15 protein-coding genes and 1 riboswitch are annotated in these 16,855 nt (G+C 34.8%); of the genes, 8 read left to right on the forward strand and 7 right to left on the reverse strand.

Going from position 1 to position 16,855, the window contains the following annotated elements:
• Positions 1-51: 51 nt before the first annotated feature.
• Entirely contained in the window at positions 52-786 is a 735-nt protein-coding gene (locus PL77_RS05915; RefSeq protein WP_052444204.1) for a nitroreductase family protein, read from the reverse strand.
• A gap of 137 nt (positions 787-923) precedes the next feature.
• Here PL77_RS05915 and PL77_RS05920 point away from each other — a divergent pair, with 137 nt between their 5' ends.
• Positions 924-1,409, forward strand: a complete 486-nt coding sequence (locus PL77_RS05920) for a hypothetical protein (protein ID WP_044202759.1) — start codon at positions 924-926, stop codon at positions 1,407-1,409.
• Between the two features lie 38 nt (positions 1,410-1,447).
• Here PL77_RS05920 and moaA read toward each other — a convergent pair whose 3' ends face one another.
• The 4 genes from moaA to PL77_RS05940 form a co-directional block, all read right to left on the reverse strand.
• Complete coding sequence (gene moaA, locus PL77_RS05925; RefSeq protein WP_044202761.1) at positions 1,448-2,416, reverse strand: GTP 3',8-cyclase MoaA; 969 nt, start codon at positions 2,414-2,416, stop codon at positions 1,448-1,450.
• A gap of 110 nt (positions 2,417-2,526) precedes the next feature.
• Positions 2,527-2,715 carry a hypothetical protein gene (locus PL77_RS05930; RefSeq protein ID WP_044202762.1) on the reverse strand — a complete coding sequence of 63 codons (189 nt, stop codon included), beginning with the start codon at positions 2,713-2,715 and terminating at the stop codon, positions 2,527-2,529.
• A 1-nt stretch (position 2,716) separates the two neighbouring features.
• Entirely contained in the window at positions 2,717-3,424 is a 708-nt protein-coding gene (locus PL77_RS05935) for a NapC/NirT family cytochrome c (RefSeq protein ID WP_052444206.1), read from the reverse strand.
• Between the two features lie 21 nt (positions 3,425-3,445).
• On the reverse strand, positions 3,446-5,728 hold the full coding sequence (locus PL77_RS05940) for a molybdopterin-dependent oxidoreductase (protein ID WP_216595887.1): 2,283 nt from the start codon (positions 5,726-5,728) through the stop codon (positions 3,446-3,448).
• 229 nt (positions 5,729-5,957) lie between these two features.
• Here PL77_RS05940 and PL77_RS05945 point away from each other — a divergent pair, with 229 nt between their 5' ends.
• Complete coding sequence (locus tag PL77_RS05945; RefSeq protein WP_044202764.1) at positions 5,958-7,286, forward strand: alginate export family protein; 1,329 nt, start codon at positions 5,958-5,960, stop codon at positions 7,284-7,286.
• A gap of 179 nt (positions 7,287-7,465) precedes the next feature.
• Here the strand turns inward: PL77_RS05945 and serA are convergent, their stop codons facing one another.
• The gene (gene serA / locus PL77_RS05950; protein WP_044202767.1) at positions 7,466-9,358 is read right to left on the reverse strand and encodes a phosphoglycerate dehydrogenase; all 1,893 of its coding nucleotides are present in this window, start codon (positions 9,356-9,358) and stop codon (positions 7,466-7,468) included.
• A 129-nt stretch (positions 9,359-9,487) separates the two neighbouring features.
• Positions 9,488-9,844, reverse strand: a complete 357-nt coding sequence (locus PL77_RS05955) for an MmcQ/YjbR family DNA-binding protein (RefSeq protein WP_044202770.1) — start codon at positions 9,842-9,844, stop codon at positions 9,488-9,490.
• Positions 9,845-10,065: 221 nt separating this feature from the next.
• Here PL77_RS05955 and PL77_RS05960 point away from each other — a divergent pair, with 221 nt between their 5' ends.
• The 6 genes from PL77_RS05960 to PL77_RS05980 all read left to right on the forward strand — a co-directional run bounded on the left by PL77_RS05960 (position 10,066) and on the right by PL77_RS05980 (position 16,813).
• On the forward strand, positions 10,066-12,468 hold the full coding sequence (locus PL77_RS05960) for a TonB-dependent receptor (protein WP_044202773.1): 2,403 nt from the start codon (positions 10,066-10,068) through the stop codon (positions 12,466-12,468).
• 125 nt (positions 12,469-12,593) lie between these two features.
• Positions 12,594-12,697: riboswitch (SAM riboswitch) on the forward strand.
• A 102-nt stretch (positions 12,698-12,799) separates the two neighbouring features.
• Positions 12,800-13,873 (forward strand): homoserine O-acetyltransferase, encoded by a 1,074-nt coding sequence (metX, locus tag PL77_RS05965; RefSeq protein WP_256380330.1) that lies wholly within the window; start codon positions 12,800-12,802, stop codon positions 13,871-13,873.
• An 84-nt stretch (positions 13,874-13,957) separates the two neighbouring features.
• Positions 13,958-14,137 carry a hypothetical protein gene (locus PL77_RS31715; RefSeq protein ID WP_156152264.1) on the forward strand — a complete coding sequence of 60 codons (180 nt, stop codon included), beginning with the start codon at positions 13,958-13,960 and terminating at the stop codon, positions 14,135-14,137.
• A 145-nt stretch (positions 14,138-14,282) separates the two neighbouring features.
• Complete coding sequence (locus PL77_RS05970) at positions 14,283-15,110, forward strand: protein-glutamate O-methyltransferase CheR (RefSeq protein WP_044202778.1); 828 nt, start codon at positions 14,283-14,285, stop codon at positions 15,108-15,110.
• Positions 15,111-15,127: 17 nt separating this feature from the next.
• A complete protein-coding gene (locus tag PL77_RS05975; RefSeq protein ID WP_044202781.1) occupies positions 15,128-15,724 on the forward strand; it encodes a chemotaxis protein CheB in 597 nt (198 codons plus the stop codon).
• Positions 15,725-15,775: 51 nt separating this feature from the next.
• The gene (locus tag PL77_RS05980; protein WP_044202783.1) at positions 15,776-16,813 is read left to right on the forward strand and encodes a GAF domain-containing protein; all 1,038 of its coding nucleotides are present in this window, start codon (positions 15,776-15,778) and stop codon (positions 16,811-16,813) included.
• The last annotated feature ends 42 nt before the right edge of the window (positions 16,814-16,855 follow it).

A 16,855-nucleotide genomic window follows, 5' to 3' on the forward strand; every position in this document is an offset into this window, starting at 1 on the left:
AATAGCTTCCTAAAATAATGATAGCTCTTTCTATAATATTATTGAATAATCCTATTTTTCAAAAATTACTTTTTCCTTCGAAACCCTAGTTCTTTCATTGTAAATACCACCTTCAGCGGCGGCTCCACAACCAATCACCATACTGATTTCTGCATCTTTTGGAAGATCTAAAAGCTTCTTGATTCTTTTACTATCAAATCCTTCCATTGGACAAGTATCATACCCTTCTGCTTTCATACTATACATGAAAGTCATTGCCGCCAATGACACACTCTTATGCAATGTGATGCGAACGTCCGTTTTGGTCACCTGTCTGTACATGGGCTTTTTAAACCCAACGTACCATGCATATACTTTTTTGAAAAAGCTTTTTAATCCACCAAAATTATCGTTGTTATACAAGATAGGGACCAACTTCTCATAATAACTCAAAGCTCTGTCTTTGTCTTTTTGTGGCATATCTTCTGGAAAAGAAGCCTTCATTTTTTCAAGGTTGAAAGCAGCTCTTTCTTTCCATAGCTTTGGTCTAACAACAAATAATACCAATTCTCTAGCAGTTGTTGCTGCCTTTTGACGCATACAATTTTCCGCTACTTCCTTTTTTAAGTCCTCAGAAGTAATTCTGTAGAACTCCCACATTTGCATATTAGAGCTGTTTGGGGATAGAGTTGCTCTTTCAAGACTTCTTTGTACTGCGTTATGATCAAAATCTGATTCTTGATCATAAATACGCACTGATCGCCTAGATTGAACAATCTCATCAAAATATTTTGCACTGTTAGTCATTTTTCTTGTCCGATTAAATACTTTAATTGTCAGTTTTATTAAACGATTATTATTTTTGTCTTAATCATTATTTATTTAATAATTCAAATAACTAATCATCCAATTAGTACAAATTTAATCATTTAGAATAATTCATCATGTTAAAATTAATTTCTAAACTCATACTGTTCATCTCAATTCCTTTATTTATTATCTCATGTAGTAGTGACGGAGAAGAAGAAATCATTCCTGGAGACATTTCATTTTGGGCAGATAGCAACTCTGGTTTCTTAGGGGACCAAGCGATTACTATTGTAATTTTTGACAGTAAAACCTCAACTGAAATCACTAGAGGAGTTTTAATTCAAGCAGCAAACAACCCTGCTTGTGGTGGAACAACAATGAGTAGTATTTTCACTGCTCAATTATCTCCTGGGAAATATATTGTACAAGCTTTTGAAGATGACTCTGAAGCTGGAGCTGGTGATGGTGCGTGGTTTAATGGCCCATTTGGTCAGGAAATTGAAGTTCTTGGAGGAACTTGTAGATCATACAGAATGGGTGATGATCCTTTTGAAGCTCAACGTGCTTCCAACGCTAGAACTAGAGGCATCAAATTTTATGGTGTTTACGAAGTTCAATAAAGCATAAAAAAAAGAGGTAATTTAAATTACCTCTTTTTTTATCCCCCAATTAAAGACATGGAGTCCAAATCCTTATTATGATTCTTTTCTTCATCAAAACCTGAAGCCTTTTTCAACAACAAGTGCTCTTGAACCTTTTGAATAAGTTCGTCATCCGAGCACCCCTCTCTTATTATTGCTTTAAGATCCATTCCTTTTTGAGAGTATAAACAATTCCTCAATTGTCCCAAAGAAGTTATTCTTAAACGATCACAAGTTCCACAAAAAGTTCTCGTAAAAGCAGGAATAATGCCTAATGAACCTATTAATTTCTTTGAATGATATACTTTGGCTGTTGACGAACCCTCAAGTTCCTTTAAATCATTGAACTCTTTTTGTAGTTCATTTTCAATATCTATGTAATTCCAGCTTTTAGAAACTTCCTTTCCTTTACCGTTAAATGGCATCTCCTCAATAAAACGGATCTGAATTGGGTAAATTTCAGCAAACTTAGCTAATGGAATAATCTCTTCGGTATTCTTACCTTCCATGACCACCATGTTCACCTTGACTTTAAACCCTTTCAAAACCATCATTTTAAGAGAGGACATTACTTTATCAAAATCATCTCTACGAGTTATTTCAAAGAATTTTTCTTTGGTTGTCGCATCAAGACTTAGATTAATATCTTTTATTCCTATTTCATGAAGTTCATCTAAGTACTCATCTAGCAAAACTCCATTTGTAGTAATTGCCACTTTCTTTATCCCTTCTATCTTCACTATTTCTCTCAGAAAATTAATCAAGCCTTTCCTTACAAAAGGCTCCCCTCCAGTGATTCTTACTTTTTCTACACCATGTTTTGCAAGAAGACTTACCAGTCTCAACATTTCTTCAAAAGACAATAGCTTATCTTTCTGAACGAATTTCATATGTTCAGGCATACAATAAGTACATCTTAGATTGCATCTATCTGTGACTGCTAATCTTAAATATTTGATTTGTCTTTGAAACTTATCTGTTAACACGTGATTGTATTTGTTGTAAAATGAATGTGCAATTTAATAAATAAAAAGGTCTTGTATTCTAAATAACGGAATACAAGACCTAATATTTAAAAAGATTAGCCGAAATATTTCTATAAAATATCTTTACTCGTCAAATCTTTGTAGACTTCCCATAGTACTAATGCGACTGCCACTCCAATACAAGGTTGAGCAACAAATACAAATAAGAACATTAGATAAGGGTTCGGAAAAATGATGTAGGGAATAGAGATTGCTAAACCAACAATCACCAACATACTTTCTATAAATACTTTTCTCATGTTATTTTGATTGTTCTGCTGAAGCAGCAAGTGTATTAATGTAATCTTTAACTTCTTGAGCATTGACAACTTCCTTCACTTTTGGATCTGAAAGCCATTTATACTCTTTGCTACCAGGAGTTCTTTTCGAAGGTTCCGGGTGAGCTCTTCCGTGACAATTTAAACAAGAAATTGAAGGATCATCACCCATTAAATTCTCAACAACTGGAGCATGTTCATCAACCGCTTCAAAAGTTCTTGATCCCTGGTGACACCCATAACAGTTCATTGAATTAAATTCACCTCTGTAACGAATAGGTTCTGTATAAGTCTTCGTTACATATCTCATCAAGTGACGGTAACCATCTAACTTCGCTTTCATAGTTCCTTGAAAACCATAATCCGCGTGACAGCTATAACACTCATGCTCGGCAATCCATCCATTTTGGTAATGTCTAGCTGCTAATGTTTGAGAATGTGAATCAAACATCATATCATTTGCCATTGGAGACATTACGTGACAGCTTTGGCACGTTGTAGACTCTTTTGACGACACAAAAACATGGTAATTACCTAATAATAAGGCTAGTAATGGGAATACAATAATCCCAAAAAGCACCATCGACCTTACTTTAGCACTTAACTCATGCCTGTTTGCTCTTAATTGATACAGCAATATAACTTCTACGATAAGCACAAATATTGCCAATACATCTAATATTGTTTCCATAAATCTTAAGAAGTTAATTTGTTATACCTTTTTTACTTTAATTGCAGTCACCTTGTAGTCAGGTTCCTTTGAAATTGGGTCATGATCATCCGACACAACATTGTTAACAAGAAACTTCGCATCATAGAAGGCTCCGAATACAACACCTGGAGTTTCATGATCTGAAATATCTACAATACCTTGCATTTTTCCACGACTACTTTCCACTTCGATTGTATCTCCTTTTTTGACATTGTTCAATCCTGCATCTTGAGGATGGAAAACAAAACGACCAGGACCTGCTGAATGATTCAATTCAGAGATTCTATAAGTCATTGTTCCTGTATGCCATTGTGAAATTACACGGCCAGTCGTCAAGAATAAAGGTTTATCCGCAGATACATCTTCATTACCTGCTTTATAAGGTCTCGCAAAAACAACTGCTCTACCATCAGGTTTTCCATAAAAATGAACCTTATGATTTGAATTCACATGTTTATCTGCAAATGGATCTCCTTTAATATATCTTCTCACGGTACCTGGATGGTCTTCCGTAGGACAAGGCCATTGAATACCTCTCTCCTTCTTTAAACGATCATAAGTGATACCACTGAAATCGTATTTACTTGCTTTTGAAATATTTCTATATTCATCCCAACATTCATTAGGAGTTTTATAGGTAATCAGTTTACCCTGCCCCATTCTATTAGCAAAGTCTACTATAATATCAAAATCAGAACGAGCTTCACCTACAGGCTCTCTCAATTTCTCAATGATTTGATATCTTCTTTCCGTTTGACCGTATACACCTTCTTTTTCAATGTATAATGCAGCAGGTAAAAGAATGTCAGCAAATTTTGCAGTTTCTGTATCTCCGAACACTTCCGATACAACTAAGAAAGCTTTTTCCATACCTTCTCTGTAATAACGGTTGTTCGGTAAACTTTGTGCTGGGTTTGTACACATGATCAACGCTGCTTTCACATCGCCTTTTACCATACCATCAAACATAGCTAAGGCATGTCTACCAGGCTTTGGTGAAATAGTACCTTCTGGAACTTTCCACAAACCTTCCATTTCCTTACGATGTGTGGCATTCGCTACCATTCTACCATTTGGTAATAAGTGAGCTAAAGAACCTGTATCTCTCACACCACCACAAGCATTCGATTGACCTGTCAATGAAAGAGGAGTAGCACCAGGACGACAAATCTGACCTGTAATTAAGTGCAACGAGTTCAACGTATTATTTAAGAATACACCTTGTACTCTCTGATTAATACCCATTGTCCATAAAGACATCGTTGCTTTTGAACTTGCAAACTGATAGGCCACCTCTCGGATTTCTCTTGGAGTAATCCCTAACTCATCTGCTACTTTTTCAGGACGATAATCTTTTAAGAACTCTTTATATTCTTCTAAAGATATTTTTTGTTTTCCGTCATTGAAACTAACATACTTAGAGACAAAATCATCATCTAGCAACTCCAACTCTGACATTACTGAACACATAGAGTTCAATAACAACATATCTTTACCTGGCAATACTGGCAAGTAAATATCTGCATGCTCGGCTGTTTTTGTCTTTCTTGGATCAACTACAATGATTTTTACATTCTTGTTGGCCTTTTTACGCATCATGATTCTTTCCCATAATGGCGGGTGACATTCATAAGCATTAGAGCCAATCAAGAAGAATGTTTCTGCATGGTCTATATCATCATAAGCCCCAGGAGGTTCATCTTTACCAAAAGTCTGAGTATACCCTACAGCAGCTGACGCCATACACAAACGAGGATTCCCATCCACATTATTTGTTTTGAAGCCTGCTTTAAATAGTTTGTTGGCTGTATAAGACTCTTCGATTAATAGTTGACCAGAGCCATAGAAGCCGATGCTTTCAGGTCCATGATCTTGCAAAGCCTCTTTAAACTTCGAAGTCATCAAACTCATTGCTTCCTCCCATGAAGCTTCTACAAACTTCCCGTCTTTTTTAATTTTTGGAGTTTTAAGTCTACCCGGATCCTTCATTAATGAATCCAACATAGAACCCTTGATACAGATTACGCCTTTGTTGTGGGCTTCTTGATCTCCACGTACTCGAACTAATTTGTCTTTGTTCATACCTAGCATTACACCACAGCCTGTACCACAATATCTACAAACTGATTTGTGCCATGATTTCACTGGTCCTTCATCAACTATTAATTCTGTGAGACCCCAACCACTTAAAGCAGCACCGCCTACAGCAACCGTACCTCCAGTTAGTTTTAGAAAATCTCTCCTAGATAGATTCAGATTCTCTTTGTCGTTTTGTTTCCCCATTGACAATAAGTATTTGACTTTATTTATATGTGTCTTATTCCTTAATAGAAATTAACAATTTTAGAGTTATGATGTAAATTTGTGACACAATTTCTCATAAAAATATGATGGAAGTCATACCTTTCTAACATTATTGATTATTTGCAAAACATTTTTCGCAGAAAATTGTTCCCAAATTTTTTTTAAGATATTTTAGCTTCATCAATATTAATCTAACTAATTTTATAGTATGTTAAGAAAATTACTACTACCTGCAACAATCCTTTTGCTGTTTAGTAACTTCGCTCTGGGTCAAGACTTTACGATTGATGCCCAACTGAAACCTCGTTATGAACATAGAAATGGTTTTGGTCAGCTAAGACCATCAAATAGTAACTTGGACCGTCCTACCGATTTTGTATCTCAAAGAGCAAGACTACGCTTTTTATTCACTGATAAAAGTGAGAAGTTCAAAATGGGTGTTTCAATACAGGATGTTAGAACATGGGGAGAAGTAAATCACTTCGCTAACAAAGACAACGGTAACTTACATGTACATGAAATGTATGGTGAGTTATTTTTCACTGAAGAATTCTCAGCCAAAGTAGGTCGTCAAGAATTAGTATATGATGATCACAGAATCTTTGGTTCTGTAGATTGGGCTCAACAAGCGAGAAGCCATGATGCTGTAGTTTTAAAGTATGAAAAGAGCTTCAAACTACATGTAGGTTTCGCAGTAGCAACTGTTGGAGAAACTAATTTCTACACTCCTTTAGTTCCTGGCACAAACAATAGTTACAAGAATATGCAATACTTATGGTTCAATAAGAAATTTGAGGACTTTAAGCTATCTGCTTTATTTATGAACTTAGGGCTTGAACAATTTGATCCAACGATCAACAATCCTGCTAGAACAGATTACGAAACAGTTTATCAACAAACATTAGGGGCTCATGGTGAATGGAGACCTGGTAAGTTTGGTTTAAATGCTTCAGTATATTATCAGTTTGGTAAAACTGGTGTTGCAGGAGCAGAGAAAACAATTGGTGCATACAATGCTTTACTTGAATTATTATTCAAACCATCAGACAAAGTAGGTTTAATTTTAGGTGCTGAAATTCTTTCAGGTACTGCCTATGATGCTGACGCTGATCAAAACAATTCATTCAACCCTTATTTTGGTACTAACCACAAATTCAATGGTCACATGGATTACTTCTATGTTGGTGGCAGAAACCCAGCTGGTGGTTTAACTGATATTTACATTGGTGCTACTTATAAAGCAAATGACCAATGGAACTTCTATGGTAGATTACACCAATTTATGTCTGCAGCTCAACTTGGAGACAGCAGCACTGGCACTACTTATAAAAGTAACCTAGGTACTGAATTTGATTTAATCATCAATCATAAATTCAACAAGTACATCACTATTCAAGGTGGTTGGTCAGGTATGTTTGCTACAGAATCAATGCAATATGCTACAGCTGCTAACGCAGGTGGTGACCACGAAAAATTCAACAACTGGGGTTGGATGGGCTTAGTAATCAAGCCAACTTTATTTACAACAAAGAAATAAATAGCCTACAACCTTTATAAAAGGTATAAAGCTTAAAAATACAGAAGCGGTTATCTCGTTGTTGAGATAACCGCTTCTTTTATTTCAAACCATGACCACCATAAACGAGGAACCATAACAAAAAAAGGCTTATGATACGAAAACCATAAGCCCTTTCTGTATTTCTAATCAAATGATGATTAATATAAAGTTCTAAACTTAATTGTATTATCAATTGATCTTAAATCTTCCAATAATTCTGGTTGGTACGTTTGATCAATATCTGTAATTACATAACCAATATCTTCATTCGTTTTTAAGTACTGACCTAAAATGTTACATCCATGTTTTGCAAACACGTTGTTCATTTTTGCCAAGATACCTGAAACGTTTTTGTGGATATGCAACATACGGTGTCCGTTCTCCAAACGAGGCAATTGAACATTCGGGAAGTTCACACTGTTAAATGAACTACCTGTATTTACATATTCAATCATTTTACCAGGAACAAAATCTGCAATATTTTCTTGTGCCTCCAATGTTGATCCACCAATGTGTGGTGTTAGGATTAAGTTATCCACATCTTTTAATGGAGCATCAAAAGTATCATTATTGTTTTTTGGCTCTACAGGAAATACGTCGATCGCTGCACCTGATAGGTGACCACTTTGCAATGCTTGTTGCAATGCTTCTAATTCAACAACTGGACCTCTTGCTAAGTTTACAAGGATTGCTCCTTTCTTCATCTTAGCAATGTGCTCACCTGTGAAGTATCCTTTATTTTCAGCACGACCGTCTACGTGAAGTGAAATCACATCACATGTAGCTAACAACTCGTCCAATGAATTCAATTTAGTAGCATTACCCAATGCTAGTTTTTCTACTACATCATAGTAATACACATCCATACCCAACATCTCTGCAAGAATAGATAATTGAGATCCGATATTACCATATCCAATAATACCTAATTTCTTACCTCTTACCTCAAAACTTCCGTTTGCAGATTTGCTCCACTCACCTCTGTCCATTTGACGCATTCTTCTTGGGATCTGACGCATCAATAAGATAATCTCACCAATAGCCATTTCTACTACTGAACGCGTGTTACTGTAAGGTGCATTGAAAACACTTACACCGTGATCAGTACATGCTTGAAGATCGATTTGATTGGTACCGATACAGAAAGCACCCACCAACATTAAACGATCAGCTGCCTCAACAACTTTACGTGTTAACATCGTTTTAGAACGGATACCTAAAATATGAACACCTTTGATTTTTTCACAAAGTTCGTCTTCATCTAAAGCACCACCCAATAATTCTACTTGGTAGCCCTCATCTTCTAACTTCTGCTTTGCATCTTTATGGATATTTTCGAGTAATAATACTTTTATTTTACTCTTTGGAAATGAAGTCGCCATAGGATGTTTAATTGAATATAGTATTTCATCAAAACTACTTGCTTCAATATCAGCTTTAGCAAGTACTTTTTCTCTTTTAATATTTTCAGTGAAAGCATAGAATGTCTTAGCCAAACCTGCTTCTCTAATTTCATAATCAGTATAACCATCACCAATTACAAGAACATCGCCATCCAACGACAGTTCTTCCATCAGTTTTACTTTACCTTTATGTTCAGATAATGGGTTGGAAGCATCAAAACCAGTCACTTCATCTTTCTCATTGTAAGTGAAAGTGTTGGCATAAATATTTTCTTCCTTAATACCGAAATCAGCTACAACTGGAGTGATAAAATCTTTGAATCCGGAAGAAACGATCAATACGTTATCCTTCTCCTTTGCAAAGAATTCTTTATTTCTCTTTACCGACTCTGATACTAATTTTTTAAGTTCCGATGAAAGTTGATCTACATCTTTCTTTGTTGCATCCAATAAGGCCAATCGTTGTTCTAAAGCTTCTCTAAAAGACAACTCACCAGCCATTGCTTGGTCTGTAAGTTCTTTGATCTTACTTCCAATTTCTTCCTTTTTGTCAGTACCCTCGTAAAGTATATCACTCAATACATCAAGTGCTTCTACTTTTGTGAATGTACTATCAAAATCAATTACAAAAAATCTCTTATTCGCCATGTTCATTTGTCTTTTAGTTACAACCGCTATTCAAAAGTATTATTTTATAATGACATTTGAATATATTTTAGGTATTTATTGTAATTTTCATAAAAAAAAGACTCATTTTTTATACTTATTGAACATTTTTCAGCTTTCATTCTCTATTTCTGCCCTGATTTTCTTAGGTAATTTATTATAGACCAAATCATAAGAGTGATCAATAGATTTATACATTTCAGCTTCTGGTAAATCTCCAAAAACAGTAATGGTATTCCAGTGTTTTTTATTCATATGGTAACCTGCTTTTACGGCATTATATCTATCTCTCATTTCCAGTGCCAATTCCGGGTCACACTTCACATTAAAACTTTCAAAATTGTCAACATCCGTCAACGCAAACATTTTTCCTGCCACCTTAAACACTAATGTTTTTTCATCAAAAGGAAACTCTTCTGTGACTGCTTTCTTGTTCAAACAATAATCTCTAAAATCTTCTATATTCATACTTAATAATATTTAACAATTTATTAACATTTGCAAATCCTTAATTGCAAAGCAATTACACTTCAATTCACAACGTAAACTTTATAACACCCTTTTAAGATGTGATTTTTCTTTTCAAATGTTAACTTTTACACTTTACTTTGCACCATAAAATCTAACAAATATTCTAAACAATTAACCTATTTCACTGTTTAAGCGATATACTTAGACAAATTACAATTATGAAATACTTACACCTTATTTTTTCAATTTTTATTATCTCCTCTAGTGCATTTGCCCAAAAGGGAATCATAAGAGGTACGGTAAGCGAAAAATCTAACAACCAAACTGTCCCCTATGCTACTGTCGTAATACAAGGTACTACAACTGGCGCAACAACTAAAGAAGACGGTTCATTTGAAATCAAAAATTTACAACCTGGCTTGTATAATTTAGTAGTAAACTACGTTGGTTATGGGCCAGAGTCAGTAGAAGTAGAAGTATCAAATTCACGACCAGCTGTTGTAGATTTTAAACTAACACCTTCTACACAAGAACTAAACGAAGTAGAAGTTGTTGCAAATGGTTTTTACAAATCAGACGAATCCCCTGTTTCTGTACAAAGAATCGGAGTTACAGAAGTCAAAAGAGCTCCTGGAGCTAATAGGGATATTTCAAGAGTATTACAATCCTTGCCTGGGGTTGCTTCCACCGCTTCTTTCAGAAATGACATTTTAATTAGAGGTGGTGCACCTAACGAGAATAGGTTCTACCTCGATGGAATTGAAATACCCAATATCAACCACTTTGCAACTCAAGGTGCTTCAGGTGGCCCAGTGGGCATGATCAACGTTGATTTCATTAAAGACGTTGAATTTTATTCAGGGGCTTTTCCTGCAGGAAGAGGAAATGCCTTATCATCAGTAATGGAATTTACGCAAAAAGACGGTCGTACTGATCAACATACTACAAATGTTATTATAGGCACCTCTGATATCGGATTAACATTCGAAGGCCCTGTTACAGAAAAATCATCAATTGTGGTTTCTGCCCGTCAATCTTATTTACAAGCACTTTTCAGTGTTCTTGGCTTACCTTTCTTACCTACCTACAACGATTTTCAGTTAAAATATAAGTATAAGCTAAACCAAAGAAATCAAATCTCAATAATAGGTCTTGGAGCCATTGACCAATTCAAACTAGCAGATTCTCCGGGTGACCCTACTGACGAGGATTACGAGCAAAATCTTTATACTTTGAATAACACTCCCGAACAATCACAATGGAATTATACTATTGGTGCTAAGTATGAACACTTCAGAGACAATTCAACATTCACTTTTGTGGCTTCAAGAAACATGTTGAATAATGCTCAATACAAACACCCTGACAACGACACAAGTCAACCAAGAATTTACGATTACAAATCGCAAGAAATAGAGAATAAGTTTAGAGCAGAAGGTGTAACATTCACTAATTCAGGTTGGACATTCAGTTATGGCTTGAATTATGAATATGCAATTTATAACAACAGAACAGAACAGACTCTTTATGATTTCTCTTCAGGTGATCTAGAGACTATTAATTTCAAATCTGATTTAAGTTTAAATAAATGGGGTGGTTTTGCAACTGTTAGTAAGAAGTTAATACAAGATCAACTAACGCTTTCGTTAGGTGCAAGAGTTGACGCTAATGACTACTCTAGTTCCATGTCAAATTTATTGGATCAATTCTCACCTAGATTTTCTGCATCTTACCAATTCACACCTAGATGGAGCTTAAACTTCAATACAGGTATTTACTACCAACTTCCAACCTACACTACGTTGGGTTATAAAGAAGGAGAAGACTTTATCAACAAACAAAACAATTTATTATACATCAGAAACAAACAATTAGTAGGTGGATTTGAGTATAAGATTCCAGAGAAAAACGTCAAGTTTACTTTAGAAGCATTTGAAAAGGTATACGATCAATACCCTTACTCTGTCAACAATCAAATCTCATTAGCCAATTTAGGAGCTGACTTTGGTGTGATTGGTAGTGAAGAAGTGACAAGCACCTCTAAAGGTCGTTCTAGAGGTATTGAATTTATGGCTCAACAGAAGTTCTTTAAAGGATTCTATGGTATTTTTGCTTACACATTTGTAATGTCTGAGTTCACGAATGCAAATCCTGATGTATATGCTCCTTCATCTTGGGACAGTAGAAATATTGTAAGTTTGACGGGAGGAAAGAAATTAGGTAAAAACTGGGAAATCGGAGCAAGATGGTTATTCTCAGGAGGAACACCTTACACCCCTTATGATGAAGAAGCGTCTATGCGAAGAGAAGTTTGGGACAATGAGAAAAGAGGTGTGAGGGATTACTCACAAGTCAATACATTACGTTTAGATCCAACTCACCAATTAGATGTAAGAGTCGATAAATATTATTACTTTGACAAATGGAGTTTAAACTTCTATTTAGACATCCAGAATTTATATGGATACAAAGCAAAAGGACAACCAATTCTTACCACAGAATTGAATGCTGATGGTACTCCAATGGTGGACCCTAACGACCCTTCTCGATACGTTCCGAAATATATAGAAACTACGAACGGAATTGTTCAACCTTCTATCGGAATCATCATAGAATTGTAAAATTTTAAAAATATCACACAAAAACCTTCATTTCTATCAATTTTAGAGATGAAGGTTTGTTTTTTTATAAATTGTCGACTTATTTTGAACCTGCATACCATTTACATCTGATAGTAAGACGTAAGTGTTTATAAAGAAGAGGTAAGAGACTAGGCTCAACGACCCTCTAGCAACCATCTATTATTGATAAGGTGCTACATCCTAGCCTAATTATTAGGACATATAAACGATAGAATATTTAGACGTCTGAAAGTCAATACAAATACATTCTGCTCAATTATATCCACTGTAATTACGCTACTGAAGGTCATCCTACACTCTCCTACTCTCCATTTCTTATTTTAATAAAAAAGAAAAGAAGGTAATGCAAGAGCATTTTTTCACATATAATAAAAAATTCGAGCTCGAATTAGGAGGAGAATTAAATGACTTAACACTCGCCTATCAAACTATGGGTCAACTCAATGATGACCAATCAAATGTCATATGGGTTTGTCATGCACTTACAGGAAATGCTGAAGTTTCAGATTGGTGGAATGGACTGTTTGGTGATAATTCTATCTTCAATCCAAAGGAACATTTTATTATATGTGCCAATGTGATTGGGTCATGTTATGGTTCAACAGGACCACTATCGATAAACCCTGACACCAACAAACCTTACTATAATTCCTTCCCTTCGATTACAATACGTGACATTGTAAAATCTCTTGATTTACTGAGAAAGGAGCTAAAGATTGAAAGAATCAATACCCTCATTGGTGGTTCATTAGGTGGTCAACAAGCATTAGAATGGGCAGTCTCTCAACCTGACTTAATGGAAAACCTTATAATTTGTGCAACAAATGCGAAACATTCTCCTTGGGGAGTCGCCTTTAATGAATCACAAAGGTTAGCTATCCAAGCAGACCCAACATGGGGACAAGAAGACCCACATGCTGGAAGTAGAGGTTTGATTGCTGCAAGATCCATTGCAATGCTTTCTTACAGAAATTACAGCACGTACGAGAAAACACAAAGCGAGGATTCTGAGTCAGTCACGAACAACTTTAAGGCTTCATCTTATCAAGAATACCAAGGTAAAAAGCTTCTGAGTAGATTCAATGCATATTCATATTGGACACTTTCTAACACCATGGATTCCCACAATTTAGGTAGAGGAAGAAAGTCAATCGAAGACGCTTTGAGTACTATAAAAGCCTACACACAAGTTATCGGTATTACTTCAGATGTGCTTTTCCCAGTTTCTGAACAACGTTTCATTACACAACACATTCCTAATGTCACATATGAAGAAATTTCATCATTATATGGGCATGATGGATTTCTCGTTGAAACACACAAAATTGCAGGAGCTATTCAAGCATTCTTTAAGCAAAAGAAGAAAAAGAAAATAATAATGTAGTATTTAGGCATACATTTTGTATCTTGGATTGCTAAGCAGTCATTATTGACATCAAATGAGTATCCATATTAGCCAACAGCTACAATGAAAAATATTAAAAAAAGAATCTTATCATCAATCGCATTACTTACTTTAGGTGCTTTGATCTATTCATGTGCTCCGACTAATTCTGCGAGTGCGAACTACTTCAACAAGGAAAGAAAGAAATATGAAATTATGGATATGCATTCAGAATGCCCTCAGATTGTAAACTCGAGGCGATAATTTCATATAACCATACTATAAAATCCTTTTCTCATTATCACAAAATCATGAGGAAAGGATTTTTTCATACCTTACACTCACGATAACCATAATTTTTTCATAATTTTGGCTGTCAAAAAAACTGTCATCATTTTTTAAGCAAAATATGCAACGTGATATTGAAATAGCAGAATTAAGAAGATTAACCCAATATATAGATGATAATTTTGATTACGATTTCAAAAATTATGCAATGTCTTCCTTTACCCGAAGAGTACGAAGAGTAATCGAACTGTATAAATTCACATCTGTCGAAGCACTAATCAAAAAATTTAAAAACAATCCATCTTTCTTCCAAGAATTTGTTTCTGAAATCACCGTCAACGTTACAGAGATGTTCCGTGACCCTACTTTTTGGAGCAGCCTTAGAGATGAAATTATTCCTGATGTAATAAAGGAACATCGCAAAATCAGTATATGGCATGCAGGATGTTCATCAGGCGAAGAAGTCATTTCAATGTGTATCCTTTTGAAGGAGTTAGATTGCCTTGAAAGTGCTACAATTGTAGCTACTGATATCGATCAGTCCATTATTAATAAGGCTAAAAAAGCTTCATTTTCTGCCAAAAACATGGAGCTCAACAAACAAAACTACGAGCGCTATGGTGGAAAAAATGATTTCCTTAGCTACTTTGTAGAAGATGAAGGTTTTTTCTATATCAAACCTGAACTAATTGAAAGAGTATCATTCCGTGTTCAAGATTTAGTGAAAGGCAATCCTTTCTCTAAGTTTGATTTAATTTTATGCAGAAACGTAATGATTTATTTCAACCAAACTTTACAAAACGAAGTACTTAAAAAACTACATGGTAGTCTTTTTAAATATGGAAATCTTGCAATTGGATCAAAAGAATCTTTGATTTGGTGTGATATTGCCAATAAATTCGTTGTAGTTAACAACGAAGAAAAGATTTATAAGAAGATCAAAGATTAACTTCCACACGCTACTCAATGAATTCTTCATTTTTTCATAATAAATATAAAGGAATAGTAATTGGAGGTTCAGCCGGCAGTTTTAAACCTATTACAAAATTGCTCGCGGATTTACCAAAGGACTTTCCTATACCAATTTTTCTTTGTCTTCATAGATTAAAGCATGTTAGGCATGGTTTTATAGAGGCTTTATCTATAAAGAGTTCAAAGCCTATTCTTGAGCCTTTAGATAAAGAAATAGTTAGGCCTGGCATGGTTTACCTAGCTCCTGCTAATTATCATTTATGCATTGAACTAGGAAATACTATGTCTTTATCCACTGAAGGTCTAGTAAACAATTCAAGACCAGCCATTGATCTAACTTTTAAAAGTGCAGCTTATGTTTATAAAGAAAAACTTATTGGAATCTTATTTTCAGGAGCTAACAAAGATGGAGCTTTAGGTATGAAAGCCATCAAAGATAAAGGTGGTGTAACCATAATTCAGGACCCTGAAGAAAGCATGATGAATACCATGCCTTTGTCTGCAAAGCAAGTAACTGAAATAGATTTTTGCCTTGAAGCTGAAAAAATTACAAATTTTCTACTAGATTTATACAAGGCTTACCAAAAATAAGCGTTACTTATTAAGACTTGTGAAACTTTTTCAAGCAAACTAATTAGTATTTTGAAAACAACACAGAAAAGAACAAATATTAGAGAGAAGAATATTCATACGGTATACAAAGTTCCTGCGATCGTTGTAGCTTCAATTTTTGTGTTTATTTTCTCGATGATTTTAATATTTGAAAATCAATTTCCGGGAAGTGTAAAAACTTTGATCTTAGGAAACGGGGAATACAATAGAGAAAAATACCTATTGACTTTAGGGTATATCGATTTAGTATTTGTCATAATATTACTTTATCTCATATTCAGCAGTCGCCAGGTTTTTAATATTATATTAGGTGTAATTTTCCTATTCTTGTCCTTCTTTTCTACCTCTAGATTATACAACCTACCTGAAGAAATATTGAGTGCTTTAGAGAGGAAAGATGATAAGACCTATCTTCAGATAATGGATTTAAGCACTCCAACTTTTTATACGCTAGGTTTTACTTTTGCAATACTAATATTCCTTTTATTTAGGTTAATTTCCGAATTAATGAAAGATCCAGAGGACCATATCATTTATGTTCCAAAGTACTTTTCTAAGGAAAGCCAAAAAAGAGAAGAAGAAACAAAAGATACATTTAGAGAAAGAGGTCAACTCATCAAAAAGAATATTCAAGCTTCTATTCTCAACATAGATGATGGTGATGATAAAGAACAAATACTATTAAATTCAATTTGTCGCGAATTCCAAGTCAGTACAGGTATTTACTATAAAACAACTGTCATTGATGGAAAGAATATGATTTCCTTTTCTAAAGGTTTTTCTTTTTACTTACCAGAATCACAGACATTGGCATTTGAATTTGGAGAAGGTCTTCCTGGTCAGGTTGCATCGACTAGATCTTCTATCATTTCGAATACAATTCCAGAAAACTACATAAAAGTGGTATCCGGATTAGGTGATTCAACACCAAATTCACTAATGATTGCTCCAATCTTAGATGCCGAATCTAATTTATTGGGAGTAGTTGAACTTGCCTCTTTCAAAAATTTCACTCCTGAGGATCGTGAAATTCTAGACAAAGTAACCATTTGGTTTACTGAAAGTTAAAAATATTGATATAAACAGTAGGACTTTATATATATGTTTTTC

This window comes from Flammeovirga sp. OC4, assembly GCF_000812565.1.
Lineage (GTDB): Bacteria > Bacteroidota > Bacteroidia > Cytophagales > Flammeovirgaceae > Flammeovirga.

What these genes read in the sequence shown, in the direction of transcription:
- PL77_RS05915 (WP_052444204.1), bottom strand. Translation starts at nt 786, where the DNA reads ATGACTAACAGTGCAAAATATTTTGATGAGATTGTTCAATCTAGGCGA.
- PL77_RS05920 (WP_044202759.1), top strand. Translation starts at nt 924, where the DNA reads ATGTTAAAATTAATTTCTAAACTCATACTGTTCATCTCAATTCCTTTA.
- PL77_RS05930 (WP_044202762.1), bottom strand. Translation starts at nt 2,715, where the DNA reads ATGAGAAAAGTATTTATAGAAAGTATGTTGGTGATTGTTGGTTTAGCA.
- PL77_RS05935 (WP_052444206.1), bottom strand. Translation starts at nt 3,424, where the DNA reads ATGGAAACAATATTAGATGTATTGGCAATATTTGTGCTTATCGTAGAA.
- PL77_RS05940 (WP_216595887.1), bottom strand. Translation starts at nt 5,728, where the DNA reads ATGGGGAAACAAAACGACAAAGAGAATCTGAATCTATCTAGGAGAGAT.
- PL77_RS05945 (WP_044202764.1), top strand. Translation starts at nt 5,958, where the DNA reads ATGTTAAGAAAATTACTACTACCTGCAACAATCCTTTTGCTGTTTAGT.
- serA (WP_044202767.1), bottom strand. Translation starts at nt 9,358, where the DNA reads ATGGCGAATAAGAGATTTTTTGTAATTGATTTTGATAGTACATTCACA.
- PL77_RS05955 (WP_044202770.1), bottom strand. Translation starts at nt 9,844, where the DNA reads ATGAATATAGAAGATTTTAGAGATTATTGTTTGAACAAGAAAGCAGTC.
- PL77_RS05960 (WP_044202773.1), top strand. Translation starts at nt 10,066, where the DNA reads ATGAAATACTTACACCTTATTTTTTCAATTTTTATTATCTCCTCTAGT.
- PL77_RS31715 (WP_156152264.1), top strand. Translation starts at nt 13,958, where the DNA reads ATGAAAAATATTAAAAAAAGAATCTTATCATCAATCGCATTACTTACT.
- PL77_RS05970 (WP_044202778.1), top strand. Translation starts at nt 14,283, where the DNA reads ATGCAACGTGATATTGAAATAGCAGAATTAAGAAGATTAACCCAATAT.
- PL77_RS05975 (WP_044202781.1), top strand. Translation starts at nt 15,128, where the DNA reads ATGAATTCTTCATTTTTTCATAATAAATATAAAGGAATAGTAATTGGA.